We start from the raw sequence: 21,983 nt of genomic DNA, 5'->3' as shown, positions 1-21,983 counted from the left end.
TTATGGAATTCCGGCTAACCCGTTTTTAATTTTTGAATTCATCGATTTTATTTCATCGTATATGCCTTTCAGAGGCCTTGTATTCTGCTCTATTTGGACCTGAACAAGGAGCTGATTTCGCATTACATCCATGCTATCTTTTTGTCGCTTCAAGGCTTCAGCCTGCATGACTCTCATAGCATTAATCTGCCCTTCGAGTGCCCCGGCTGTTTTCTCTGTAATACCTTTGATGTCTCCTTTTAATCCTTGGGCATTTTCAGCAGAAGCACCAAATAAATCCTCATACTGTTTTAATGCATCTATGTATTGTTGCATAGCATTGGTCCCTAAAGATTTAATCTTTTCTCGTTCTTCAGGTGTTAAACCATCAAAAACACCTCCTGCAGGCGTTGAAGCGTTTTGAGCTTGTAATCCTCCAATTAAATCAATCAATTTTTGTCTTTGCTCTTTTAATGCTAAGACGTATTTTGTATTTTCTGGATTATAATTATTAGAAGACTCAGCAGCCTTTATTTTCTTTTCAAGCTCTGCTATATCATTCTTGTATTTGGCAATTTGAGAATCATTAATATTTGCGTTCCCGTTTCCAAAACCCATAGATGAATAAAGGCTATCAACCATGTTTTTTACCGCCGGTTCAAGTATCTTAACTTTTAAAGCATTTGCGACGGCATTTTTCATCACAGTGTCAACGACTTTATCAAAAGCTTCTGCTGCATTCTCTCCTTTGCCAAAAGCATCAATCAAGGCGTTGGCTATGTTTTCAGATAATTCTTTAAAGTCTGTAGTTGTTATGCTTTTTTTGAAATCATCAAATACGTCTTCAATTTTCTGACTCAATTGGCTTATTTGAGAATCAAAACCTGCTATTTTATCCTTATCAGCTTTTTTCTTTTGACTCTCCTCATTACGCATTTGAATAACCATACGTCGCTGTTCTTCCAGGTTTTCAATTAAGCCCCTCTGCATTGCGATAGCTGCATCTCCGGCTGTTTTTTGAATGGAATGCTGAAGACTATCATAAGCCGTTTTAAGATTTTCAACAGCTATTTGCCAATCTTTAATCTGTTTTTCTCTGTAATTATCGCCACTTAAAAGGCTAGAAAGAGATACAACCATTTGAACGATACCTCCGGCCATCTGGGCATAATCATTTTTAAAGTACCCAGCAACAGCATTTGTTACACCATCAACTAGTTGCTCTACATCATGTAGAGCCTGCTTAGACTCATCAGATAGTAGTCCCAATGCATCTCCTAAACTAGACGAAAATCCTATAACTCCTGATACGGCAGCCCCTGCTGCCTCAAAAATTCCAACTAAGGCTAATTGGGTTTCTTTTTGCCTATCCTTAACTTTTTCATCATCTTTTCCGTATTTTTTTTGGGTTTCGCCTAGTTCTTTTCTTTTGGTCTTGTATTTATCAATAGCGTCTCCTAATGCTTTAAAAGGGTTTTTTGATATTTCGGCATCAAGATTCTTAAGAGCATCATTGTAAATCTTTAGATCTTGTGGATTTAAGGCCTTTCCGGCATCTGATTCTATATACTTTTTAAATTCATCTCGCAAACGCTTAATGGTGTTAGGACCAAGCTTTTCCAGATCTCCAAATGCTTTTACGTAAGCATCTGTTTTCTGGAACATTTCCCATGACATAGCGGATATGTCTTTTGCTTGTGCTTTATTAGCTAGTTCAGTTTGTCTTGTTTTCTCTACGTCAGAAACATTTGATTTTTGAATATTTGCCCGGATATCATCATATTCTTTTGTGATATCTGTTTTTCTCTGTTCAAAAGATTGATGTTCCTTTATGAACTCATTATATGTATCACGTTGTTGTTGGGCAACAGCATCTGATAATTCTTTATAATACTTGTCTTTTTCGTAAAAGTCTGCTGGGTTATTGTTGTTGACTATCTTATTAACGGACTTTAGTTTTTCTATAAAATCTAATTGATCTACAAGTGAAGGAATTCCTTTTATTGCATTTTCAATTCCTTTCTTTACATTTTCAAAAGGCGTATCTAAGCCTTTAAGTCCGTTAATTTTTTCACGGATAAATATCAGATCTTGCTTTTGTTGATTGGTCAACAGGCTTTTTTCGGACAAGCTCTCTAAGGCTTTTTCTTGCTTTTCTAAATAATCAAGATAATTCTTCGCACCATTGAATAGATCTGTATATTGGGCATCGGCTGAAGCTTTTCCATAAAAGGCTGCTGTCTTATAATAGTTATTCCATTGCCTTTCAGCCTCATCAATCCTTTCTTGAAAATTTTTAAGCTGTAGAGATTTTATTTTTACATCATAATCCTCATATAGCTTTACTGCAGCATCCATGCTGATTGTTTCGCCTGTGAAATATGGATTCCCCTGCTTATCCTTATCGCTTCCGTATTTATCGACTTTTCGCAACTTTACAACACCGTCCACAGCCGTCTCCATAGCCTCTTTAAGTAATGTAGATCTTCTTTGCAATTCTTTAATCGAGCCTATAGGAATTAATTCTGCTAACTGACGATTATTTTTTTTGTCTTTTTTTGGATTCATTAGCTCACTATATTTATCTATAAGAGCCATATTTTCAGTCCATTCTTTAGACCCTACTTGTAGATCCTTGTTAGCTTCCTGCAATCTCTTTACTTCATCCTCATACCATCTTTGAGTCCCTTTTTTGGGTCCTGCTTCTAAAACCTCATCAGCTATATTATTCCAATTGTCCTTTAATTTTTTATCATTTCTTTTTGTAGCATCAGCTATTCCTTTAGCAACATCATCAGCCAGTTTATCAACTTGTTTTGAAGTTTCATCAACTGCTTTTCGCGCTTGCTTCACTGGATTATAGGCAGAATAATTCAAATCTTTTTCGAGCATTACTTCATAATACATACTAGATTTAGGCATTGAGCCTAACTTTTTAGCATTTTCAACCCTTTTTTTGATATTTTCCAGCTTTTGATTTTCATAGTCTTCTTCTTTGAAGACTAAATCCAATTCTGCTTGAGCTTTCTTTTTTGATAATTCTTCCAACAAAGCAGCCTTTCCTTTAGCTATAGAAAGTTCTTTAAGACGAGACACGAGAATATTATACGCATCTGATAATTTATTGGTTGCTTTATATTCAGCATCCACGGTCCCAGTAAATGATTTATTGAGATTAATTAGGCCTTGATAAGCTTTCTTACGCATCTCAACCGTGGAATGACTAGACTTTAATATTGAAATCTCTCTATTAATAGATCCGACCAGTTGCTCAGAACTTTTTTTATACGCTGAGGCTATTGAATCACTTACGGATTTTTGAAATTCCATTGCTGCCGTTAGCTTTTCTGTTTCCTCCTTCGCTTCAAAATTGCCAGTTCTCAAATATACCAGTGCAGCAACAACAGCTGCAATTCCAGAAGCCAACAAAACATACGGATTGGCACTAGCAGCAGCATTAAATAAAAGCTGTGCTTTGGTCATTCCGGAAATCCCCTGCGCAAATCTTATTGCAGCAATCGTCCCCTCTGCCCAAATTTGTAACTTCTGCAATGCATTAACTGTAATCAATACAGCTCTATATGCGCCATATGCAGAAACTAATGTTGAAATTATCTGTATGACATCTTTGTAATGCTCAACAAGATATGTTAGTCCCTGGATTCCGTCTGATAAAAGCCCCTCATTGCTTTCTCCGATCTTATTCAACATCTGATCCCAAGCATCTCCTAAGTTTGCAACTTGTCCAGATAGTGACTTAGACTGTTTTTCCATTAAATTGAAAAACATACCGCCTTCATTCGTCATGGAGAATAATACATCCTGCACGTCTTTGAAACCAATCTTTCCCGCGGAAACCATGGCTGAAATTTCAGCTGTGTTTTTATTAAATTTTTTTGCTAGTTCTGCAACCATCGGAATACCAGCTTCTGTGAACTGCCTAAGATCATCACCTGCTAATTTACCTTTTGCTTTAACCTGCCCATAAACCAGATTAATCCTTGAAAGGGGAACTCCTAAACCTGCGGCAATGTTCCCCATTCTTGTCAAGGTGTCTAAAACTTCCTTAGCAGGGACCTGAAATGCAAGCAATTGTTTTGCTCCAGAAGAAACGTCTTGTAGTGAAAAAGGAGTTTTTTCTGCTAAATCAACCATCTGAGCCATTAGTCCTTTTGCGTCTGAGGCATTTCCCAACATTGTGCTGAAAGCAATCTCCGTCTTTTGAAACTCTCCTCTAACATTGATTACTTCCATTACAAAACTTTTTATTGCGTCTGTTGAAAAGTAACCAGCTATACCTATTGCCAAATTTTTAAATGACGAATCCATGTTCTTAGTTTCTCGGGAAATCAAACCATTTAAACCTAGAATATCTCGACGCATAGCCTCAATATCTCGACGCCATTGCGCTAGATCTATTCCTGCTCCAAAAAAAAGTGATCCGTTATTGGTATTCATTACTTGTATTGCTGTAGTTGTGCTATTAAGTCCTCAGAGTTCTGTTCAGTCATCTGTATGGACTTGGAGTTGTCTTTTTGTGTTTTCTCGTCTTTCGACTCGTATTTAGGGGCGTCTATGAGCATTCTTTGCACTATTCGCCAGTCTATTTCCCAAAGCAGGTAGTCTAAAGTCCATCCGAAGTGGTGGCAGATTTGGCCAAGTGATCCGTAGATTGTTTTTAGACCGCTTTCTCTACCGTCATCGCTTTGGTCGGTCTGTTGCCGTTCATCAAGATGGTAGAGGTCATAAAATTTTGATAGTTGGAGAATTTAAGTAGCTCCAAAGAGAAATTCATTATCTGTTCGCTATTGAGAGAATTTAAGAAGTGCCATTTAAGTATCCATTTAGGAATCTTGCTTTCAACTGCTATAGCAACGGCTTCAGCTAGTAATCCGGCATTGTCTCTTACTGCTTCATATTGGGCGGGTAATTGGATTGAAAGATCACTGTTTGAAAGAGCTTCTTCATCAACTTTGATTTTGATGGATAGTTTAGACAATCTAAGCATTTTGCCCATCGAAAGTTTTCCAATTCTCCATACTAAAGTTTTGCCGAAAATCTTTGTCTCAAAGCTGTATCCTTCACCAACCAACAATTCTAACTCCTCCTTTTCTAATTCAATGTTTTCCATGTGAAATGTTGTTAAAAAAGCCTACCCGGAGATAGGCTTTAGGAATGAATGTATTATGGAGTTGTTGTTGGATATTTTGGATTTTCAAAATTTGCCAGACCATCTTTTGTTGGCTTTAGTACCGTAGCGGTGACAATCACCCCTAAGAGTGAATCTTTCCCCATAGCATCAGAAAATCTTGCTGAAATTTGCGCTCTTGGAACATCGAAGCCATAACCTATTTCCGGAGTGATCTTCAGAGATTTTTCAATCGGCATTAAATTAACCGGAGGAGTGTATTTCCCAGTTGTAGCATCTACTGTACCACCCCATACTTGCTTAAATGTTGTTGCGTCCGGATTGTGAATTTCAAATTCAAAAGCTAATGTTCCCTTTTTCTGTCTGATAAAAATCGGATCATCATGTTCTTCTACTTTGAATTCCGTTTTGTCTCCTTCTGCCTGGTTCACTTTGAAAGTCCCTTCTTTTACCTCTCCCAGTCTTTCTAATGTAGTTCCCATTGCACCATCAGCTCCGATGGCTCCTATTTCTATTTTGGCTAAGCCGTTATTAATTGATGACATTGTTTGTATTTTTGTTAGTTATATGCTTTTAAATTGATTCTGAAATTGATATAATTAGCCTTCTCTGCTTCCTCCTCGAATGTGTTGTGATTGACTATGGTAAGATTGAATTTTGGCCTGAAAATATTTTCAAAAATTGGGTACACAGCTTTACTTATATCAAGCATTCTATTGCTATTTGGCATATATTGAGTGATTCCGTTTATGCTCACTGAAATCATAGGCACATAGCAGTTTACATTGAAGACACCGTCTTGTAGAAAGGAATTATCCATTGATATATCATTGATAACTATATCCTCTTTGGTACTTCCAGAAGGTCTCTTGTCTTTGTAAATGTTTCCGTTAATCAAGGTTTTAATATTGCTCTGTGAAAGCAGTTCAAAAATCCATTGCTTTCCTTCTAATACTGTCTTTCTCATTTAAGCTGCTTTACGAGATTTGGAATCATAGTTTTTGCTAATTGCTCAGCGCTTGTAAGTACATTTCTACCTCGACTTTCCACTTGCGATGCGTACTTCATTCCTGCCACAACAACTAAAGCTATATCCGGTTGTTGTGAGGCTAGTTCCCTTGCTAAGGACTTGCCTTTTGACACGCCATCAGATCCGCCAGTGAAATTCTCTTCCACTATTCTACCATTGATTATGATTGCATACCCTACAGATGACCTAAGATTTCCTGTTACATCTCTGTAATTTCCCGCATTTCTAGCCTCATTTATTGCCGCTTCTGCGCAATATTTTAATACTCTTATGTACTTATCTGTGATCTCTTTTTGGGCGTCAATAAACCGCTGATTGATCGCGTTGTTATCTCCAATAAATCTTAAAGCCATAATCTAGCGTGTAGTTGTTCTCTTTTGAATAACTTGTTATCTCCTTCGAGCCTTATATTCCCTTCTTTGTCGAAAACTCTTACCTTTGCTCCCAATTCGACAGATGGACTGGTTTTAGGCAGGTAAATGACCGCTCCAAATACATAAACTTCTCCGTCCGTGGTTACAATCCTATTTCCTCCTCCGTTTCCTTCGTCTCTACATTTTGAAATTGTAATCCAATCTTCTGATCCAGGTGTCCAATTACCGGTATCCGGATCGTACTGGGCTTCCGTCTTTTTTAAGGTCTTCAGCGTGTAAGGAAATTGCTTTATCCCCATTTCGATGTTATGTCGGTGATTGTATTTTCTGACAACAAATCAGGCTTACCAAGTTTCCTTGCTACCATTGAGTAGTATTTCAAGAGAGTGGTTTTATCATAGGAGATAGAATAACCACCCTCAGAAATACTGGAAGGCATATTAATGATATCGGGGATGATGTTATACCAGAAATTATCAAGGTTTATTTCATTCGTTATGGTTTCGGATGGATCAAGGTTCACGAGAGCTAATTCAGCTGCAACCATACCATCGGAATACTCAACCGACCAAAGAGAAAATTTTTCTTGTATGTACTCCCCGATAGTCATTATGCTAATTTCGTTTTCAGAATTACGTTTTTCTTCGTGTCATTAAGAACCGGAAGCGCAAATGCAGTTGCTTTAGTAGAAACCAAAATCGGATCTTGTACACCAAATGTTTTCACAAGGATAAATCCGTCACTTACAGTCTGTGAAGTCGTATCACCAAATGTCATGTTGAACTCTGGGGTTGTAGTATACTGAGTAGCACCTAATACAGGAGATACTGATAATAGTACGTTGCCAGGCTCCCATCCATTCGTAGCGGTTAATACGCCAGCCTTACTTTCAGCATTTACAAATGTTTCCCAGATTCTAATAGTAGGCAATCCGTACAATGCAAGTCTTGTATTGATCATTTCTAGAGTTGGTCTGAACATTTGAGTAGTTCCACCATTATTTGCAACCCCATAAACGAATTCTTGCATTGCTTTAATCGTTGGAATTTGGTTTGCAGTTGCTTGATCAACTGTAATAGTTGAGAACCTGTATCCTTTACTTAAAGCTTCAGTTTGTAAAGCTTGAATATCTTTTACAGGATCTGCATCAGCAGCGGTAAACCAATCTTTTGCTGCATTTACAATTCTAACTTTAAAGTCAATTGAAATATCTGCAACCCCGCCGGAATTGTTTGCCACTGTCGTTTTATACTTTCCTGTAGATGCAAATTGTTTTGCGATATGTTCAGCTCGTGCATTAACACCATCCAGAACGAATGAAGAATCTCCGTAGATTTTATCAATCATTTGGTTCTTAATCGCGGCATTAGTAGGATTTAACTGAACTGCGTTTCTCAACTGCTGGATCTTAATCAGATCATGCTCATCAAGGTCTCTTGCAATCTCAATCTTTGGAATTTCGCCCTTCATTGCAGCAATGAAGTCCCTTCCTTTTCTTGGGGCCTTCGAACCAATCGATACAATATCAGCCATCACTTTAGCGGATACAGTGGATTCAAGGTTTTGAAAGGTTAAATCTGTTTGATATTGTAGCGGGAAATAGTTTCTATACTGTAAATCTCCCAATGTATACGCATTGATGATTGCGTTCATATTTGACGCGGAAAACTCCGGTACTATGTTATTTGCGTTTATAATCATTGCTTAGTGTTTTTAGATAAAGGAGATTCTTGGTAAAGCTTTAGCCAATAAGGCTACACCTGCTTTTTCTAGGTCAGGTAAAGCGTCAATTCTTGCGGTTCCAGACATTATAATTGATGCTAAAGGGAAATCATCCACTTTAATATCATGACTTACTAATCCGATTGTTCCGGCTAAATTTCCTGCTGTTAAGGCTACATTTAAAACCTTCCACTTTCCATCTGTATCTGGAACTACTACTGTTCCTGCAGGAATTACTTTATCAGCAAATCTTGCAGATGCATCTGTTTTTGATATATGAACTCCACCAGGATAGGTAGCATCAATTTGATCAAAAACAACAATCTGTCTCCCTGCTTGGAAATCGTCGTTAATATTATTCATTGGTTTTTGCTGGTTTTTTAGCATCTAGGTATGCTTGAACATCAGGCGAAACTTCTCCCTCTTTTTTTGCCTCACCGAATAGTGGTTTAGGAGCCTGGGCTAAAGCCGTGTTCCCGAACTCCTGAGCAAGACTATCATAGTTTGCTTTCTGCTCGTTAACAAAGGCTTCCATTTCCTCCGGTGTAGCGAAAACTTTATCCATAGGGATAAGCTTCTGAAAAGATTGAGGTATTTTCAACTCTGTGAATTTTGCTTGCAGTGCTTGTGCTGTTGTTTGCTGAGCTTCCTTTTTTTGCATAGCTGTAAGACTTTCGGCAAGTGTTTTATTGCTTTCAATCATAGCTTTTGCCCATGCTGGAATTTCATCGCCCGTTGGTGCCGGATTGGGTTTTGGATCTTCAGGTTTTGGAAGTCCTGGTTCAGGTTTTGGATCTGCCCCTTTTTCCTTTTTCAAATCTGCAATCTCTTTTGCCAACGTTCTGTTTTGGTCAGCGAATGACTGGAATATTGCCAGATCATCTTCAACCCCTGCAACTGCATTTGCTATTTCTTCCTCTGTTTTAACCGCCTTTTCAAGTTGCTTTGCTTTGGCTTTTAAAATTGTTTCACTTAACCCCAGATTTGAGTATTTGGTTTTAAGTTCCTTTAGGATTTTTTCAAACATTACTTAGAATTAATTATTATGTTCAAAAGTAGTTTAGTTGCTATTGCATAACAATAACGTTTTTTGTATTTTAGCAGTAGTTAATTAAAGTATTACTTTATAACCATAAAAAAAGTATAGATGGATGATTTACTAAGGAAAAGATCTGCTGATTTATTGGTGATTGATCTTTTGGAAACTTCACACAGGATTGCCAAGGTTGAGAAGATCACATTAACGTTTAAAGATTTTTGCGATGTAATAGGAAGAGACAGAAGTACTATTCAAAAGCTACTGAAGAATAAACTACTACCCGAAAATTTAATAATTGGCGGTTATATTAATAGGAAACAAAGAACGAAGGTGTTATTTGATACGGAAAGAGTTTTAGAATGGCTTAGGGAGCAAAAAGACACCATTCATGCTGATAAGGTATTTAACTTATGAATAAAGCAACAATCTACAAGCCTACAAGATTCAAATACGTTCAGGAAGCTATTCAAAATGGTGAAAGTCGATATTATATGAATGTGAGAGTTGGTCTTCATAATAAAGCAGTGTGTAAATTTTTTGACAACGTAAGAGATTGTGCAATTGCTGTCGATATGTACCTTATATCAAAAGGAAAAAATCCAGTAAATATTCTTAAACCAAAAAAAGCAAACAATACAAACCTCCCACTCATAAGGTAATTGAGTGGCTTAAACAATAAAGGATATGATAAAACAAAATCAACCATATGGATGCGGTCTTTACGCTGTATCAAATGCATGTAACTTGAAAAACTTTGTTACTGAAGATAGATTAGAAAAAAGTAAAAAAGGCAATGTGATTGGTCAATTATCTAAATGGCTACAGGATGATGGAAATCCTTATTATATAGATGTCCTTTACTATGATCATTTAGGAAAGAAACTTCCAGAATCAGCAGTGCATTATGTTCCAATGGGTGATGATGTGAATTTTCTTCCGATACTTTTAAATGTTAGATTTTCGAATGAAGGCAAGAATCATTTAGTCGGAGGAAAAATAGCAAAAGATGGCACATTATATCTATATGATAGCTTAAAGGAATCTATGATTGAGACAACTTTAAAAAATGCTAATGAAATGTATCATCATGTTTACGGCTTGTTTTTATTTATGGGCGTAGAAGATGGCTCTTATGTATTTATATAACTGTTGATTCATCAAAATAAAATACTCATGGAAATGAAAATTATCAAAACTGAACATAGAGGAAAAGTTACTTATGGTGTTGAAAAATTATTTAAAACTTGCCACACTAACGGACAGTTTTCATCTGGTGTTTCGATTGGCAGAAGTATACTTAGTTTTAGAACTCCAGAAGAATGCGAATCAATAGTTTCGGACATACTCAAAGCAGAACCTATTTTTTATAAAGGTCATAAAATAGAAAGATTGTTTTTTACCCCTAGATGGAAAATGGTATATGTTGATCTGTCATGGAGACTAAAAGATTATGCTACAAGTAAACAATACCATTATTCTTATTGCTTGGATGGTTTGAAAGTGGATATTGACTCAAAAGAAGATAAGCCTAAAAAAAGTTTTTTTAAATTGTTTAAAATTGCATTTCGATGAAGAAATACGGATTACTCCCCAACGGAAAGAAAAACCTTAAACCTAAATTTATTAAACCAAATGCAAAACAAAGAAGAAGCAATAACAAGGGTATCTGCTAGCCTCGGACTTTCATATTCTGAAGTAGAATCCATGATGTACAAAGGTGTAAGTTTTAACGATATTAATGAAAGTAAAATAGAAGAGTTAAAGCAAGCTATGGAACAGCAGGAATTAGGCTGGTTTCAACCAAAAAGAAGAAAAGCAACTAACTACACGAAACCCAAAGACAGAAATAAAAAACCTAAAAATAAAAAACGATGCTAACAGGAAAAGCAAAACATGATTTTGAAAATCAATTTACTGGTGAAATTCCACAAGATGAAATAGCTTTAATGGCTTATATTATTGCTTGGCTAGATTCGATTGGTATGTATTTTTCAGTTTACCGTCATAAATCCGGCTATTGGTGTACAACTATCGAAAATAAAGCAATCTATGATAATAGACATGAAGCTACAATAAATGGCATTGACATTATTAACTCGCAAATTAACTCATTATAAATAAATAACAATGAACAATACGAAAACTTCAAAAGAGAAAACAACAAAGGGAAAAAGCAGACATTGCTGTCATTTAGATTGCAAAAATAACGCATCACACAGTATTTATTTTTCAAACAAAACTGAAGACTATACTGATATGTGTAAAGAACATTTACTGGCCTACTTACCACTCGATAAAAACGTGAACGTAAGTCCAATACAAGAAGATGGTTATAATATTTAAGAACAAATAAATGAGCGATTTTAATTTATACAAATTCCTGTCCGATAATGGATATCAAAAGGAAACAATCAGGGATGGTTCTGGAATCACTTTCTGCACTAACTACCAGAAAGAACTATCAGAGAACATTTGGAACTCTCTAACGGTCCACAAGGACAAAACTATTACTGGAGCATCACCGAATTCTGGATTAGTATTTAAACAGATTCCTCAGCCTACAACAATTGAAGATGCAAATCTTCTTTTACATAAAATTGAGGATTTTTAAACTCGTGGCTTAAAAGGAAAGTGGCGGAACGGTAGACGCATCAATTTGAGAGAAAGGTTCGATTCCTTTATTAAATTGGAGAAACTCGTGCAGGTTCGAATCCTGCCTTTCCTACTAAATATTTATTTAAATTTGAATTATGGAAGCAAATGAATTACGTTTAGGAAACTATGTGAAATTTCCTAACAATGAAAAACCTTTAATTGTTAATCACAGAATAATCCAGGAACTTTACAATAAGACAACTGATTACGATCCAATCCCGTTAACTGAGGAATGGATAAATAAATTCGGATTTCAATTAGATCAATATGTTGAGATAGAATCCTATATTGACGAAGATTATGAATGGGATATACACTTAGAAATGGAATATGGAGAACGTGGAACAGTAATTTGTATCAGTTCTGACAATATCGACGAATCTATGAACATCCAGCTTAAGCATATTAAATATGTTCATCAGTTCCAAAACCTTTTCTTCGCACTTAAAGGAAAAGAGCTACAACTAAAAAACATTACGGATATCCGTAATTAAGTAATGTTGATTAGAATTAATTTTACGCTTTAATAATAAAAAATATGAGTACAGAAATTAAAAATTTTAAGGAAATTGAAAAAGATCTAAGTGTTGATTATCCAGGGTTGACCCAATACGAGAGACTTAAACTAGCTATCGAGATTGAAAAGAAAGAAATCCTAAGAAACGGACTGGCTGTGTCACACAATGATGATCATGCCCCTGCATTGGTTGCAATAGCCATTGCGTTAGGCTATGGAGACGATCCTAGCGATAAAAGCATTAATCAAACATTGCAAGACTTAGTCGAGCTAAAAAGGATGAGTTAAAAAAAGCCCCAATTAAGGGGCTGTTTTATTTGTAGTGGTTATTATAGCTTTTATTTTTTGAAAATAACTCATATTAGCTTCATGCAACTTATCAATCTTCAATTCTTTTTGTAATTTGACAATAAAAACATTACAATTTTGAATCATATCCTCGTAGTTTGCAATTAATATTGTTTTAGTATAAATATCTGGTGTTGTAGAATTTTTTAAAGTAACATCTGCAGACCAGTATATCTTTTGTGCAAATATTTGAATGTCCTTTTTAGTTTCCTCAGTCAAAAATAAAATATTTTCTGAAGATAATTTTTGAAAAAAGTCATATACCTCTATAGGGCTTCTGCTATCCGAGGAAATCAATTCGATTTGCATAAGATCGGCAACTGAATATTCGTAATCATTTTTTATGTTTTGAATTGTCGTTGCAAGTTCTGCATAAGCTTTGACTTTGTAACTAAATAAGTGATCTCTTATTTTCTCCTTTCTCGTTAAATTTGAATTTATAAATGCTCCAACTATTACACCTACAAGTGCAAATATTGGAACAGATGCTTTTAGATACTCTAAATTATCTACCATTGAAAAATCATTTATATTATTGCTAAATACTTTCTAAAACTTCCATTATGAGCTAAAGCTGGATCCTGTAATATCTGATTTCGCCAGTACACAAAATTCTCAGCTTTGTATTCCAAATCCTTTTCCCGCGCTATTGGTTCTTTAAGATAAATAAGGAGATTAGCAAAGCCGTTTGAGAGATCAGGGAATTGTTCATGGTCCACTTGCTTGTATAGTCGTTCTATCCTGTGAGAAAGCTTCTGGTATACTCTGGAAAGGTAATTGTCATTGTAGAAGTGAAAACAATAGTAACGGAGACCCTCAATTTCCTGACCAAAAATAACATCTTCACAATACCCCATAAACAAAGGCGTGAGAGCTATAAAGTGTAGCTCCATTTCGTGCGTGAGGCGTTCGTATTCGGTGTATTCTGGTGAGGTCATTAAGGTTTTAGCTTTTGAATTTCACCAATGGCAATGAACGAACCATCTCTTTTTATATAAAGCTCTTCGTTGTCTCCTGCTTTTGTTGGTTCGATTAATTCCCTAACATCTACATCAATTGCTTCTGCAATAGTTCGAAGGGATTTTATAGTTGGGTTGCCGTTGATTTTTTTATTCAATCCCTCCTTTGATAATTTCATTCTTTCAGCCAATTCTATCTGACTGATATTTTTTTCTTTTAAAACCTCTTGTATTCTAAGCATACTCTTATTTCTTCTGCAAATATAACACATAAGTTTAACAGTTAACAAATATATTATACAAATAAGTTAATTTAAATTTGCGTAATTAAATATTTAAGTTTAATTTTGTAATCAGATTTAAAACATATAAGTTTAATTTAATAATTCGATAATGAAATTAGTAAAACACAGAAGCTTAGACGCATTGCAAAAACAAGCTGAACAAGATAAACAAGAATTGTTTGAAACAGCAATTTCATTTTCATTCAGAATTTTTGACAGTGTTGGCAATACAATCAGAATGAATATTTTCTACAAATAACAAATATTAAGAAAATGAGTACAAGAGAAATAAAATTTAGAGGCATCGAATTAGAATCTGTTAACTATGTTTATGGTTCCTTAGTAAGTTACGAGCCTTGTCCACAGATTCAAAGTACTGAACTTGGTGAAAATGCCTACGATTATGACAAATGGGAAGTTGATCCAGAAACAATTGGTCAATTTACAAACATGAAAGATAAGCATGATAACGAAATTTACGAAGGCAAAAGTTCTGTAAGTTTAACAATAATCGGATTAGGTGAAGGTATTGCCGATGTAGTGATGAAAGATGGAATGTGGCAGGTTTTTGAGCCTTCACAAGGTTACGCACCACTTATTGATTTGATGAACAATACTTCAATAATTATTACTGCACTCTAACCCAGAACTAATAAAATAAACGATATGGAAAATAAATGGATACCAATTTCAATTCCACCCGAAAAGTTTCAAGATGTAATTCTTTACAGAGAAGATGCAGGGGTGTTTACAGGATTTTACGGTAATTATGCAGAATGCTTACCAGATTCAATAGTTGAAAAAATGACCGACTTCACAGAGGAACAGATATTTCAAGTCAATTGGTTTTATTATTCGTTTGATGGTGGCGGATTATTAGAATTTGATTTACTACCCACTCATTGGATGGAATTGCCGCCTGAACCTACAGATTAAAGCTGACATCTTACTGTCTCATGGTTATTAGTTTTATCCTCGGCTAAGGTCGGGGATTTTTAATTACCGTATTTCTACGGATATGATTTCTAGATGTAATTTTTAAATTTACATTCTATAAAAATAATTTTATGAGAAAATACAGATTTACAATTACAGCACTTATTCCTTTATCTGATGGAAAGAATCAGGATGTTTTCAAAGTTGAATTTTTCGCTACTGATGTCGAGGAGGCTGAAAAATTTAAGATGGAAGCAGAAGAGTTATATTTTAAAACAAAAGTAGCTTTTCGACCAGAAACACCTTTTCCAAGAGATCCTCAATTAATAGACATTACAGATGAACCTGACTTATCTAATGTTTATACTCGTGGAGCATCGGACTGGTAAAATACGCCTCGTGTATGAGGCGTTTTATTATGCGTTATCTGTGAAAGTTAATTTAAGTAAACCTTCTTTTGTTCCATCCTCATTTTTCCATTCATGAAAAGCATTTAGTTTTTTCACTGATGATAAATCGACATTAGCGACTAATCTATGATATTCCTCTAAAGAATTAAATCCCATTTCTTTCACTAACTCTTCCATGATTTATAAATATTGATTATTTAACAAATTTACTGTTTTCTTGGATAAAATATGGCTTACTTTTCCGTCCCTCCAAACTCTCACGATTTTCTGAGAGCCATGAGTTAAAATTATCGGGAACACCTGAGACAAAGTTTGCAGATGATTCGGGTGATAGGTTTTGACCGTTGTTGATTTCGGTTATGAGTTCCGTGGGTGATTTGAGGATCATAGTTCTGAAGCATTTGCACTGAATGTGCCAGCTGGACCAATTGAAATCCTTTGGATAACTTCCTTGTAGATCATCACACATATCATAAACCTTGTGTTGTGGGCTTAAATTAATCTTCTGCCCTACTACATCGTTATTTCCCTGAATCCTTAATTGTTCGGCTTGTCTGTAGGCTGTACTTATTTCATTGGCCGCTAACCTCATCGCATTTTTATGGGCGGACCTGTAAACTCCTTGGCCGGGATGGAATGCTTTGGCGTTTTTGCTCAACTGCAGGTTTCCGTGCTTATCTCGTACCCTTCTGAACAATGCATCTGGATTATTGAGATTGCCTTTGATTTTCCGCGCAAGGTCCTGAGCAGACATTCCCTCTTTCAAAGCGTCATCTATGGCAAATTCAATGTTTTCCTTTGCTTGCTTGGTAATATTCCAAACTCTTTCCGATACGGTAAATTTGCCGTTCTTTCGCTCTTGGAATGCTTCAAGTGCTTTCTTGTTTTGGGATAGTGTGGATATCTCCTTCAATTTAGCATCGTAAGCGGGCCCGGAAACCTTACCTCTTACTTTTGCCAGGTTCTCAGTGAGAAGATCGCTTACTTTAGCATTTCCGAAATCCCACTCGTATTGAGTATAGGTTTTGATTGAGGAAAGCAGATTGTCATTATAAGACTTCAAAGCATCGCTAACCTCTGTAGTTATTCTTTGGTAGTCTTTAAAGCGGAATAGCTTATCTAAAACCTTTTGTTTGACAACCAATAAAGCGATATCCCTCACTAGATTATCGTACAAGCCGTTAATGCTAATGAGGTATTTGCTTATTCTTTTGAGGTGTCTTTCGTCTGGGCTCACTGCTTAATTTTATGTTACCGACACTGATGTCGGAGACCTGCTGCTTTTTAGAATTAATTGTTTTATTATCAGTAATTTAATTAGAGTAAATCATTACTTGCCTTTTTCTCCATTTCAGAATTGATCTCTTCTTGCATCTTATCAACGTCTTTGATTCCGGCTTTCTCCATTGTTGCTTTCTGGCTGAAAAGTGGCTGGTTTCCGTTTACTTCCATAAGAGTACGATAGAATGCAGCATCGTTATTGATGATATATGGTGTGATCACCGGTTCAACATCTAATTCCTTACCTCGGAAACCTGTATTCATTAATTGCAAGAAAGATTTAATGATTGACGCTCTACGCTTCAGAGCCGGCACATACACTGCTGCTTTTTCCGTTACTTTTAAGTGTGGAGACATGAACAAATAGTCTGAGTTCTCAGTCGCAAGCATATTTCCTAAGCCAGATAAGCTTTCCGGAGTTATATTTATGGTGTTAGTCATTTCATGAATGATACTTTCAAGCTTATTATCTTCATTCTTCAAGCTTTCTGAAGCATTAGGAGGCTGAATGAACTCGCCTCTACTGTTATCTCCTTTAAACTGCATTACCTTACCGCTTTTATCCTTCGAGAAACTTCCGGTAACTTCGCCATGCAGTGCAAGAATTGGCGAAGAGAACTTTTTGTTAACCTCTCCCATATCTGATGCAATCTCTTCTTTTCTTTCAATAGCTGGTTGCACTGGTTTCCATTCGACATCTGGGAACGAATACCAAACTATCGGTATTTTGCCAATAGGATTAGCATTCTCGGATACAACTTCTAATCCTTGCTGACCCTCTTTTAGAATAGCAATTCGTTCTGCTGTATATATTTCACACCACTTAACTTTATTACCTCCTTCACGTTTTTCATACTCTCTCATAAATGCAATCATATCGCCCTGATCATTAAAGTATGGGTACATTTTATTTTGTTCCGGAGAAAGTAGATTGACTTTTAAACGAAATTGAGAATTAAAACCATAGTATTGATTTGGTTCATCTGCGGTCCACCATAGTTCAGCGCATTGGGTAAATCGCCCATTATATTTTGCAATCTCCCTGTCAGTGAAAACCATCTTCTCTTTATTGATCACCTGTAGGAAAGCATCATACATGGTAGAATCTTCAATATTATTGGTGTATTTGACCGGATTACCATACAGGAACGTTACAGCAATACTGACAATTTTCTTTTGATATGCAAGAGGAACACGGTTTATCTTTTGGATACGTTTGGTTGATTTTACATTTCCCGCTTCATCGGTATATTCATCATCTATGATACGATCCGGATAATTATATAGATCAGTCATTATCCTATGTCGGCCCTCGTCCCACTCAGAATTAAACTGCTCAATATTTGGCAGAGGAATTCCGTTATCTTTAAGATAGGCTATTTTCTCTCCTATGGTCTGTAGTTGGTAATATTGTTCGTCCATTATATTAGTGATGCTATTCTGTTCAAATTGTTTCTTACTGGCTTATTGAAATCGAAATAAGCTCTCATTAAGATCATATCTCGGTAATCGGGTGATCTTCCTATGTTTTCCTTAATTTGCTTTTTATTTATTAAGGTTATAACATCGTATTCAGGATCCTGCTCGATTGTATCTAACTCTTCTTTTATATATTCTTTTTGTTGCTCAGATAGTTCCGCGGAAATGAACATTTTGCATTTATTAATGATTTTTTCTGCAACATAAACCAATAACTGAGTTTGAGCATTTTTATATTTTGGTCTGTCTTTTTCGTCTCCTAAATCCTCGTCATATGGTACACCATTATTATTAAAACCTATAACATCAAGATTATCAACTACTCCACCGCCTACGCCATCAGCATCTACAATGCATTGATCTTTAGGTATTGAAAACTTCTTTTGCAAGGCTTTTATACAGGTCTGAATTTCGGTCGTTTTACTTATGTCAAATTCGTGAACCTCGATTAATTCCCAATCCTCCCAGGCTCCAATTACTGCCTTATCTGAACCAAATCTAGCAACATCAGCAGTTATGTATTTAAGCTTCTCATTTGTTAAATGATCATTTCTCCATAAATTAAGAATGTTGTCATAAACACATAGTTTATATGGATTATCATCATATTCCCAGTTCCCATTTAAAAGCCTTTCCTTTTTCGCTTTATCCTTAGTGTTCTGCAGCTGCTCTATGTAGAGTTTATCAATAAATGGGTTATCCTGAACAAATGCTTGCAAAAACTTCTGAATTGGTTCAAGAAGATTTGCTTTAAATGGTTTATAGAAGTGGGAATACATCCAATTCTTCTTCGGGTTGCAGGTAACAAACATTTTCGGCACCAAACCAAACTCCTTATTCATGTGACGGCCTACCCTTGTATTCAGTACATCAAAAGCACCGAAATTGATTTCTCCACCTTCTTCGATCCAACCACCCGTGTATTCCAAAGAACCAAATCTCTCATAAAGCGGATCACTCGGTTTATTCTGCAAATCCAGCATATCGATTCGGGAACCGTTTTTAAACTGAATATAATTATCCTGTCCGTTGTATCTCCATTCACTTGCAGGAATAGAATAAGCTTTGCAAACTTTCTGGAAAGTGATTAATGTTGAAGAACGAATACGCTTTAGTTCTTCACGTCCAATAAACCATTTGGAACCTGGATAAAGCAGAGACATAAAAAGCAACCAGCTTGCACCGGTCCAGGATTTCGCACCGCCAGCTGCACCACCATAAAGGAACTCTCTTGTATCCTTATCGCAAAGGATCTTTAAAGCTTCTTCTTGTTTTAAGTGCTTTTCTCCTTGGTGAGTTGTAATAAAATCAAAATTTCCCCTTCTGAATTTCTCTACATAGATTTCAAAGAGCTGTATTTTTAATTGGGAAAGTAAAATCTTATCACTTCTCATCGTTTTTAAGTGCTGCCATCAAATCATTTAAGGTATCATCCGATAACTTGGAAGTATCAACAGCAGTTTTTATATTTACATCAGTCTCATCTTTAATACCCTCATCAGATTTAAACAACGTCATTAATCTGCTGGCGTATTCCATTCGGGCATTAACGCCTACTACAGCATCCATATAAACAACCTTTCCGTTTTCGTCTTTTTTTATAGAACCTTCATCATCAAATTCGGGAGATTTGACGATTCCAGCTAAAACAGCTGCAACTTGAAAATTACTTATATCCTGAAACGTCTTTTGTCTCGTTGATTTCTGAAATTCTAACAACTCAGGATTTCTGCGAATCCTCTTATACACTGACTGATAGGATACACTTAAAAGATCAGCTGCTTTTGACGGCTGACCATTAGTTTTTATTAGAGCTTCCTCCAATTGTTCATCTGTGTAAGTATCTACCATTGCCATATCAACTATTATAAACTGATTATACTCTCTATGCTTCTACCTCTTGTTGCCGTAACTATTCTGCTGTTACCTGTTCTTCTAACTTTACATATACTTTACTAGTATACATTGCGTATTGTGAAAATGCGAATACACCAATTGTTTTTTCCTCACCCCATTCATTTACTGAGCATACATAATATTCGCTATTGTCAACTGTTTTAATATCTACACTTTCACATTTAAGTATAATTTCTTTACCTGTCATATTGTGAATAAATACTACTTTTTTCATATTATTGAAATTTTGATTTTGTTTTTTGACTTGTTACATGCCATCCTCCGCATTCTTTGCAGTAATACTCTCTTTTAGGTATCTTACTTCTGCTACTGGCGGATTTACATTTGGTTATTATTTGCTTTGCTTCTTTCCGGGTGGTATACATATATTTTGAGCATACAGTTTCCCGGGTGTCAACTCGCATAGACCTCATCTATTTTTTCCTGAAGCTCTTCTCCTTTGATGAATTTGTCTTCCGGGTTAAATCCTAGGTATTCGAGAAACATAACTTTAGCATCATAATCTGTGAAGGATACTGTAAAGTAAGGCTCACCATCCATCATGGCCCCTTCTTTTACCTTCTCTTTGATCTCTTTGATTCTTGCTTTCTTTTCTTCTGCTGTTAGCTCAGACGCCTCTTTGCGTTCTATTTCAGAAACACTGGCTTCCGGGTGGTTAACAGCATTTGAAAGCTCTTGCGATATTGACTTCTCATACTCAGCGTTGATCTTCTTTTCTTCCTGAGGCTCGAACGAAGGAATCTCGATATCTGAAAGGTTTGGTAATTCTACTTCTATCATAGAAACATCGACATCATCCAGTCCTGCTAAGTCAGCATCAATATCATTATAAAGCAATGCTAGCTTTTTATAATCAAATCTACCTTGGGCACCACCAGCATTCATGAAGATGTTCTGCTCCTTTTCTTCTTTATCAGTAAGATGGGCAACAGAAACAGTGATCCAATAATCATTTTCCTTTGTTTCGTGGTTATATTTATTCGCTTTATCACAAGTACTTACTCTTCCATGTCCTGCAACTAAATTTCCGCTATCTTCATTCCATGTAATGCCTCCATAAAGCATTTTCTTTAAGTTCTTATCAAGTCTTTTCTTTGCTTCTTCTTCAAATATTCTTGGATTGTAAGACGCAAAATTTATTTGACTCCTTTGAATCTTTCTTATTTCTGCTTCAGGTATTTTGTTTTCTTTAATCATGCTTGTTGTTTTTCAGAATAATTGTGTTCAAATAGTTTTCTTTCAGTATCTGGGAATTCCTCAATGATTTTCTTCAGATCTCCTGGATAATTATCCCTACACCATATCAGAAAATCTAAATCATTAACATTCGCGCCTTGACTTCTTCCTTTCCCATATTGAATAGGCTCGATTAATCTATTTTTTCGAATATATTGCAATACCTCTCTATTTGACCAATCAGATAAAGGATATAGTTTTTGTCCTTTTTCAAATGTTATAGAATCTGGATATGTATTAAGCATTAATCTACGGTTCATAGAATCATTTTTCTTAAACCCATAAACACACCATTCCACATTTAGTTCTTGTTTTATCTTATCACTTATCATTGATAGATTCCATTCTGAATATTTAACCTTCTCCGTTCCGTTTACACCGTGTTTTTTATTGTTATAATAAGCGTAGTGAGGCGTTTGAATGAATCTGCAATTAGGATATTGTTTTTCTGCCCAATATATATATCGATTTAAGTGTTCTAAATCCTTAACGGAATACATGAAGACACAAATTATTTCATTAAAAAAAGTTGACAACATATGTAGTAATGCTATCGAATCCTTTCCTGCCCCCGAATGAAACAGTATTACCCTATCCGTTTTAGTGGACAGGGCTTTAATACTGTTAAGAGTCGAAATAAGAAAAGACATTAAATTTTAACTTTTTTT

Annotated in this window: 34 protein-coding genes and 1 tRNA gene; 13 read left to right on the top strand and 22 right to left on the bottom strand. The window is 35.7% G+C overall.

Features of this window, described 5'->3' with window-relative positions:
• From AC27VX_RS07205 to AC27VX_RS07155, 11 genes are read right to left on the bottom strand one after another with little or no spacing between them, the layout of a single operon-like run.
• Nucleotides 1-4,437, bottom strand: a complete 4,437-nt coding sequence (locus AC27VX_RS07205; RefSeq protein WP_488694711.1) for a tape measure protein — start codon at nt 4,435-4,437, stop codon at nt 1-3.
• Entirely contained in the window at nt 4,437-4,652 is a 216-nt protein-coding gene (locus AC27VX_RS07200) for a hypothetical protein (RefSeq protein WP_488694883.1), read from the bottom strand. Before AC27VX_RS07200 ends, AC27VX_RS07205 begins: the two co-directional genes overlap by 1 nt.
• 5 nt (nt 4,653-4,657) lie before the next feature.
• The gene (locus AC27VX_RS07195; protein WP_488694709.1) at nt 4,658-5,110 is read right to left on the bottom strand and encodes a hypothetical protein; all 453 of its coding nucleotides are present in this window, start codon (nt 5,108-5,110) and stop codon (nt 4,658-4,660) included.
• A gap of 53 nt (nt 5,111-5,163) precedes the next feature.
• On the bottom strand, nt 5,164-5,673 hold the full coding sequence (locus AC27VX_RS07190) for a hypothetical protein (protein ID WP_488694707.1): 510 nt from the start codon (nt 5,671-5,673) through the stop codon (nt 5,164-5,166).
• A gap of 14 nt (nt 5,674-5,687) precedes the next feature.
• The gene (locus tag AC27VX_RS07185; RefSeq protein ID WP_488694705.1) at nt 5,688-6,095 is read right to left on the bottom strand and encodes a hypothetical protein; all 408 of its coding nucleotides are present in this window, start codon (nt 6,093-6,095) and stop codon (nt 5,688-5,690) included.
• Complete coding sequence (locus tag AC27VX_RS07180) at nt 6,092-6,511, bottom strand: hypothetical protein (RefSeq protein WP_488694703.1); 420 nt, start codon at nt 6,509-6,511, stop codon at nt 6,092-6,094. Before AC27VX_RS07180 ends, AC27VX_RS07185 begins: the two co-directional genes overlap by 4 nt.
• Nucleotides 6,502-6,831: a hypothetical protein gene (locus AC27VX_RS07175; RefSeq protein ID WP_488694701.1), complete on the bottom strand. Its 330-nt coding sequence runs from the start codon at nt 6,829-6,831 to the stop codon at nt 6,502-6,504. The genes AC27VX_RS07180 and AC27VX_RS07175 overlap by 10 nt, the downstream gene beginning before the upstream one ends.
• A complete protein-coding gene (locus tag AC27VX_RS07170; RefSeq protein WP_488694699.1) occupies nt 6,822-7,142 on the bottom strand; it encodes a DUF6706 family protein in 321 nt (106 codons plus the stop codon). Before AC27VX_RS07170 ends, AC27VX_RS07175 begins: the two co-directional genes overlap by 10 nt.
• Nucleotides 7,142-8,233, bottom strand: coding sequence for a major capsid protein (locus AC27VX_RS07165; protein WP_488694697.1), 1,092 nt, complete (start codon nt 8,231-8,233; stop codon nt 7,142-7,144). Before AC27VX_RS07165 ends, AC27VX_RS07170 begins: the two co-directional genes overlap by 1 nt.
• Nucleotides 8,234-8,245: 12 nt before the next feature.
• Nucleotides 8,246-8,617 (bottom strand): hypothetical protein, encoded by a 372-nt coding sequence (locus AC27VX_RS07160; protein ID WP_488694695.1) that lies wholly within the window; start codon nt 8,615-8,617, stop codon nt 8,246-8,248.
• Entirely contained in the window at nt 8,610-9,281 is a 672-nt protein-coding gene (locus AC27VX_RS07155; RefSeq protein WP_488694693.1) for a hypothetical protein, read from the bottom strand. Before AC27VX_RS07155 ends, AC27VX_RS07160 begins: the two co-directional genes overlap by 8 nt.
• A gap of 120 nt (nt 9,282-9,401) precedes the next feature.
• Between AC27VX_RS07155 and AC27VX_RS07150 the strand changes: the two genes are divergently transcribed.
• The 10 genes from AC27VX_RS07150 to AC27VX_RS07105 all read left to right on the top strand — a co-directional run bounded on the left by AC27VX_RS07150 (nt 9,402) and on the right by AC27VX_RS07105 (nt 12,753).
• Complete coding sequence (locus AC27VX_RS07150; protein ID WP_488694691.1) at nt 9,402-9,707, top strand: hypothetical protein; 306 nt, start codon at nt 9,402-9,404, stop codon at nt 9,705-9,707.
• On the top strand, nt 9,704-9,952 hold the full coding sequence (locus AC27VX_RS07145) for a hypothetical protein (RefSeq protein ID WP_488694689.1): 249 nt from the start codon (nt 9,704-9,706) through the stop codon (nt 9,950-9,952). Before AC27VX_RS07150 ends, AC27VX_RS07145 begins: the two co-directional genes overlap by 4 nt.
• Before the next feature lie 25 nt (nt 9,953-9,977).
• Entirely contained in the window at nt 9,978-10,439 is a 462-nt protein-coding gene (locus AC27VX_RS07140; protein ID WP_488694687.1) for a hypothetical protein, read from the top strand.
• 27 nt (nt 10,440-10,466) lie between these two features.
• Entirely contained in the window at nt 10,467-10,865 is a 399-nt protein-coding gene (locus AC27VX_RS07135) for a hypothetical protein (protein WP_488694685.1), read from the top strand.
• Nucleotides 10,866-10,925: 60 nt separating this feature from the next.
• Nucleotides 10,926-11,171 carry a hypothetical protein gene (locus AC27VX_RS07130; RefSeq protein ID WP_488694683.1) on the top strand — a complete coding sequence of 82 codons (246 nt, stop codon included), beginning with the start codon at nt 10,926-10,928 and terminating at the stop codon, nt 11,169-11,171.
• A complete protein-coding gene (locus AC27VX_RS07125) occupies nt 11,165-11,410 on the top strand; it encodes a hypothetical protein (RefSeq protein ID WP_488694681.1) in 246 nt (81 codons plus the stop codon). Before AC27VX_RS07130 ends, AC27VX_RS07125 begins: the two co-directional genes overlap by 7 nt.
• Nucleotides 11,411-11,646: 236 nt before the next feature.
• Nucleotides 11,647-11,904 (top strand): hypothetical protein, encoded by a 258-nt coding sequence (locus AC27VX_RS07120; protein WP_488694679.1) that lies wholly within the window; start codon nt 11,647-11,649, stop codon nt 11,902-11,904.
• 14 nt (nt 11,905-11,918) lie between these two features.
• Nucleotides 11,919-12,018, top strand: a tRNA-OTHER gene (locus AC27VX_RS07115).
• Between the two features lie 25 nt (nt 12,019-12,043).
• Nucleotides 12,044-12,442 carry a hypothetical protein gene (locus AC27VX_RS07110; protein WP_488694677.1) on the top strand — a complete coding sequence of 133 codons (399 nt, stop codon included), beginning with the start codon at nt 12,044-12,046 and terminating at the stop codon, nt 12,440-12,442.
• 44 nt (nt 12,443-12,486) lie between these two features.
• A complete protein-coding gene (locus tag AC27VX_RS07105) occupies nt 12,487-12,753 on the top strand; it encodes a histidine kinase (RefSeq protein WP_488694675.1) in 267 nt (88 codons plus the stop codon).
• Between the two features lie 12 nt (nt 12,754-12,765).
• On the opposite strand, the gene AC27VX_RS07100 is transcribed toward AC27VX_RS07105, so the two are convergent.
• Genes AC27VX_RS07100 through AC27VX_RS07090 form a run of 3 tightly spaced genes read right to left on the bottom strand, consistent with a single transcriptional unit; the run spans nt 12,766 to nt 14,014 of the window.
• Nucleotides 12,766-13,329: a hypothetical protein gene (locus AC27VX_RS07100; RefSeq protein ID WP_488694673.1), complete on the bottom strand. Its 564-nt coding sequence runs from the start codon at nt 13,327-13,329 to the stop codon at nt 12,766-12,768.
• An 11-nt stretch (nt 13,330-13,340) separates the two neighbouring features.
• A complete protein-coding gene (locus AC27VX_RS07095) occupies nt 13,341-13,706 on the bottom strand; it encodes a hypothetical protein (RefSeq protein WP_488694671.1) in 366 nt (121 codons plus the stop codon).
• Between the two features lie 44 nt (nt 13,707-13,750).
• Nucleotides 13,751-14,014 (bottom strand): helix-turn-helix domain-containing protein, encoded by a 264-nt coding sequence (locus tag AC27VX_RS07090; RefSeq protein WP_488694669.1) that lies wholly within the window; start codon nt 14,012-14,014, stop codon nt 13,751-13,753.
• A 315-nt stretch (nt 14,015-14,329) separates the two neighbouring features.
• Here AC27VX_RS07090 and AC27VX_RS07085 point away from each other — a divergent pair, with 315 nt between their 5' ends.
• The 3 genes from AC27VX_RS07085 to AC27VX_RS07075 all read left to right on the top strand — a co-directional run bounded on the left by AC27VX_RS07085 (nt 14,330) and on the right by AC27VX_RS07075 (nt 15,381).
• Nucleotides 14,330-14,698, top strand: coding sequence for a YopX family protein (locus AC27VX_RS07085; protein WP_488694667.1), 369 nt, complete (start codon nt 14,330-14,332; stop codon nt 14,696-14,698).
• A 24-nt stretch (nt 14,699-14,722) separates the two neighbouring features.
• Nucleotides 14,723-14,992 (top strand): hypothetical protein, encoded by a 270-nt coding sequence (locus AC27VX_RS07080; protein ID WP_488694665.1) that lies wholly within the window; start codon nt 14,723-14,725, stop codon nt 14,990-14,992.
• 131 nt (nt 14,993-15,123) lie between these two features.
• Nucleotides 15,124-15,381 carry a hypothetical protein gene (locus AC27VX_RS07075; RefSeq protein ID WP_488694663.1) on the top strand — a complete coding sequence of 86 codons (258 nt, stop codon included), beginning with the start codon at nt 15,124-15,126 and terminating at the stop codon, nt 15,379-15,381.
• Between the two features lie 27 nt (nt 15,382-15,408).
• Here AC27VX_RS07075 and AC27VX_RS07070 read toward each other — a convergent pair whose 3' ends face one another.
• From AC27VX_RS07070 to AC27VX_RS07035, 8 genes are all read right to left on the bottom strand, one after another.
• Nucleotides 15,409-15,579, bottom strand: coding sequence for a hypothetical protein (locus AC27VX_RS07070; protein ID WP_488694661.1), 171 nt, complete (start codon nt 15,577-15,579; stop codon nt 15,409-15,411).
• A 16-nt stretch (nt 15,580-15,595) separates the two neighbouring features.
• On the bottom strand, nt 15,596-16,639 hold the full coding sequence (locus tag AC27VX_RS07065; protein ID WP_488694660.1) for a hypothetical protein: 1,044 nt from the start codon (nt 16,637-16,639) through the stop codon (nt 15,596-15,598).
• Between the two features lie 80 nt (nt 16,640-16,719).
• A complete protein-coding gene (locus tag AC27VX_RS07060) occupies nt 16,720-18,105 on the bottom strand; it encodes a phage portal protein (RefSeq protein WP_488694658.1) in 1,386 nt (461 codons plus the stop codon).
• Entirely contained in the window at nt 18,105-19,556 is a 1,452-nt protein-coding gene (locus tag AC27VX_RS07055) for a phage terminase large subunit (protein ID WP_488694656.1), read from the bottom strand. The genes AC27VX_RS07060 and AC27VX_RS07055 overlap by 1 nt, the downstream gene beginning before the upstream one ends.
• Nucleotides 19,546-20,019 (bottom strand): helix-turn-helix domain-containing protein, encoded by a 474-nt coding sequence (locus AC27VX_RS07050; protein ID WP_488694654.1) that lies wholly within the window; start codon nt 20,017-20,019, stop codon nt 19,546-19,548. The genes AC27VX_RS07055 and AC27VX_RS07050 overlap by 11 nt, the downstream gene beginning before the upstream one ends.
• A 55-nt stretch (nt 20,020-20,074) precedes the next feature.
• Nucleotides 20,075-20,293, bottom strand: a complete 219-nt coding sequence (locus AC27VX_RS07045; protein ID WP_488694652.1) for a hypothetical protein — start codon at nt 20,291-20,293, stop codon at nt 20,075-20,077.
• A gap of 179 nt (nt 20,294-20,472) precedes the next feature.
• Nucleotides 20,473-21,276, bottom strand: coding sequence for a ParB N-terminal domain-containing protein (locus AC27VX_RS07040; RefSeq protein ID WP_488694650.1), 804 nt, complete (start codon nt 21,274-21,276; stop codon nt 20,473-20,475).
• Entirely contained in the window at nt 21,273-21,965 is a 693-nt protein-coding gene (locus tag AC27VX_RS07035) for a phosphoadenosine phosphosulfate reductase domain-containing protein (protein WP_488694648.1), read from the bottom strand. Before AC27VX_RS07035 ends, AC27VX_RS07040 begins: the two co-directional genes overlap by 4 nt.
• Nucleotides 21,966-21,983 lie beyond the last annotated feature (18 nt).

The sequence above is a fragment of the Chryseobacterium sp. 14P4.3.2 genome, from assembly GCF_057799275.1.
This window is presented reverse-complemented; position numbering and strand designations above follow the sequence as displayed.

What these genes read in the sequence shown, in the direction of transcription:
- AC27VX_RS07205 (WP_488694711.1), bottom strand. Translation starts at nt 4,437, where the DNA reads ATGAATACCAATAACGGATCACTTTTTTTTGGAGCAGGAATAGATCTA.
- AC27VX_RS07195 (WP_488694709.1), bottom strand. Translation starts at nt 5,110, where the DNA reads ATGGAAAACATTGAATTAGAAAAGGAGGAGTTAGAATTGTTGGTTGGT.
- AC27VX_RS07190 (WP_488694707.1), bottom strand. Translation starts at nt 5,673, where the DNA reads ATGTCATCAATTAATAACGGCTTAGCCAAAATAGAAATAGGAGCCATC.
- AC27VX_RS07185 (WP_488694705.1), bottom strand. Translation starts at nt 6,095, where the DNA reads ATGAGAAAGACAGTATTAGAAGGAAAGCAATGGATTTTTGAACTGCTT.
- AC27VX_RS07180 (WP_488694703.1), bottom strand. Translation starts at nt 6,511, where the DNA reads ATGGCTTTAAGATTTATTGGAGATAACAACGCGATCAATCAGCGGTTT.
- AC27VX_RS07175 (WP_488694701.1), bottom strand. Translation starts at nt 6,831, where the DNA reads ATGGGGATAAAGCAATTTCCTTACACGCTGAAGACCTTAAAAAAGACG.
- AC27VX_RS07170 (WP_488694699.1), bottom strand. Translation starts at nt 7,142, where the DNA reads ATGACTATCGGGGAGTACATACAAGAAAAATTTTCTCTTTGGTCGGTT.
- AC27VX_RS07165 (WP_488694697.1), bottom strand. Translation starts at nt 8,233, where the DNA reads ATGATTATAAACGCAAATAACATAGTACCGGAGTTTTCCGCGTCAAAT.
- AC27VX_RS07160 (WP_488694695.1), bottom strand. Translation starts at nt 8,617, where the DNA reads ATGAATAATATTAACGACGATTTCCAAGCAGGGAGACAGATTGTTGTT.
- AC27VX_RS07155 (WP_488694693.1), bottom strand. Translation starts at nt 9,281, where the DNA reads ATGTTTGAAAAAATCCTAAAGGAACTTAAAACCAAATACTCAAATCTG.
- AC27VX_RS07150 (WP_488694691.1), top strand. Translation starts at nt 9,402, where the DNA reads ATGGATGATTTACTAAGGAAAAGATCTGCTGATTTATTGGTGATTGAT.
- AC27VX_RS07145 (WP_488694689.1), top strand. Translation starts at nt 9,704, where the DNA reads ATGAATAAAGCAACAATCTACAAGCCTACAAGATTCAAATACGTTCAG.
- AC27VX_RS07140 (WP_488694687.1), top strand. Translation starts at nt 9,978, where the DNA reads ATGATAAAACAAAATCAACCATATGGATGCGGTCTTTACGCTGTATCA.
- AC27VX_RS07135 (WP_488694685.1), top strand. Translation starts at nt 10,467, where the DNA reads ATGGAAATGAAAATTATCAAAACTGAACATAGAGGAAAAGTTACTTAT.
- AC27VX_RS07130 (WP_488694683.1), top strand. Translation starts at nt 10,926, where the DNA reads ATGCAAAACAAAGAAGAAGCAATAACAAGGGTATCTGCTAGCCTCGGA.
- AC27VX_RS07125 (WP_488694681.1), top strand. Translation starts at nt 11,165, where the DNA reads ATGCTAACAGGAAAAGCAAAACATGATTTTGAAAATCAATTTACTGGT.
- AC27VX_RS07120 (WP_488694679.1), top strand. Translation starts at nt 11,647, where the DNA reads ATGAGCGATTTTAATTTATACAAATTCCTGTCCGATAATGGATATCAA.
- AC27VX_RS07110 (WP_488694677.1), top strand. Translation starts at nt 12,044, where the DNA reads ATGGAAGCAAATGAATTACGTTTAGGAAACTATGTGAAATTTCCTAAC.
- AC27VX_RS07105 (WP_488694675.1), top strand. Translation starts at nt 12,487, where the DNA reads ATGAGTACAGAAATTAAAAATTTTAAGGAAATTGAAAAAGATCTAAGT.
- AC27VX_RS07100 (WP_488694673.1), bottom strand. Translation starts at nt 13,329, where the DNA reads ATGGTAGATAATTTAGAGTATCTAAAAGCATCTGTTCCAATATTTGCA.
- AC27VX_RS07095 (WP_488694671.1), bottom strand. Translation starts at nt 13,706, where the DNA reads ATGGAGCTACACTTTATAGCTCTCACGCCTTTGTTTATGGGGTATTGT.
- AC27VX_RS07090 (WP_488694669.1), bottom strand. Translation starts at nt 14,014, where the DNA reads ATGCTTAGAATACAAGAGGTTTTAAAAGAAAAAAATATCAGTCAGATA.
- AC27VX_RS07085 (WP_488694667.1), top strand. Translation starts at nt 14,330, where the DNA reads ATGAGTACAAGAGAAATAAAATTTAGAGGCATCGAATTAGAATCTGTT.
- AC27VX_RS07080 (WP_488694665.1), top strand. Translation starts at nt 14,723, where the DNA reads ATGGAAAATAAATGGATACCAATTTCAATTCCACCCGAAAAGTTTCAA.
- AC27VX_RS07075 (WP_488694663.1), top strand. Translation starts at nt 15,124, where the DNA reads ATGAGAAAATACAGATTTACAATTACAGCACTTATTCCTTTATCTGAT.
- AC27VX_RS07070 (WP_488694661.1), bottom strand. Translation starts at nt 15,579, where the DNA reads ATGGAAGAGTTAGTGAAAGAAATGGGATTTAATTCTTTAGAGGAATAT.
- AC27VX_RS07060 (WP_488694658.1), bottom strand. Translation starts at nt 18,105, where the DNA reads ATGGACGAACAATATTACCAACTACAGACCATAGGAGAGAAAATAGCC.
- AC27VX_RS07055 (WP_488694656.1), bottom strand. Translation starts at nt 19,556, where the DNA reads ATGAGAAGTGATAAGATTTTACTTTCCCAATTAAAAATACAGCTCTTT.
- AC27VX_RS07050 (WP_488694654.1), bottom strand. Translation starts at nt 20,019, where the DNA reads ATGGCAATGGTAGATACTTACACAGATGAACAATTGGAGGAAGCTCTA.
- AC27VX_RS07045 (WP_488694652.1), bottom strand. Translation starts at nt 20,293, where the DNA reads ATGAAAAAAGTAGTATTTATTCACAATATGACAGGTAAAGAAATTATA.
- AC27VX_RS07040 (WP_488694650.1), bottom strand. Translation starts at nt 21,276, where the DNA reads ATGATTAAAGAAAACAAAATACCTGAAGCAGAAATAAGAAAGATTCAA.
- AC27VX_RS07035 (WP_488694648.1), bottom strand. Translation starts at nt 21,965, where the DNA reads ATGTCTTTTCTTATTTCGACTCTTAACAGTATTAAAGCCCTGTCCACT.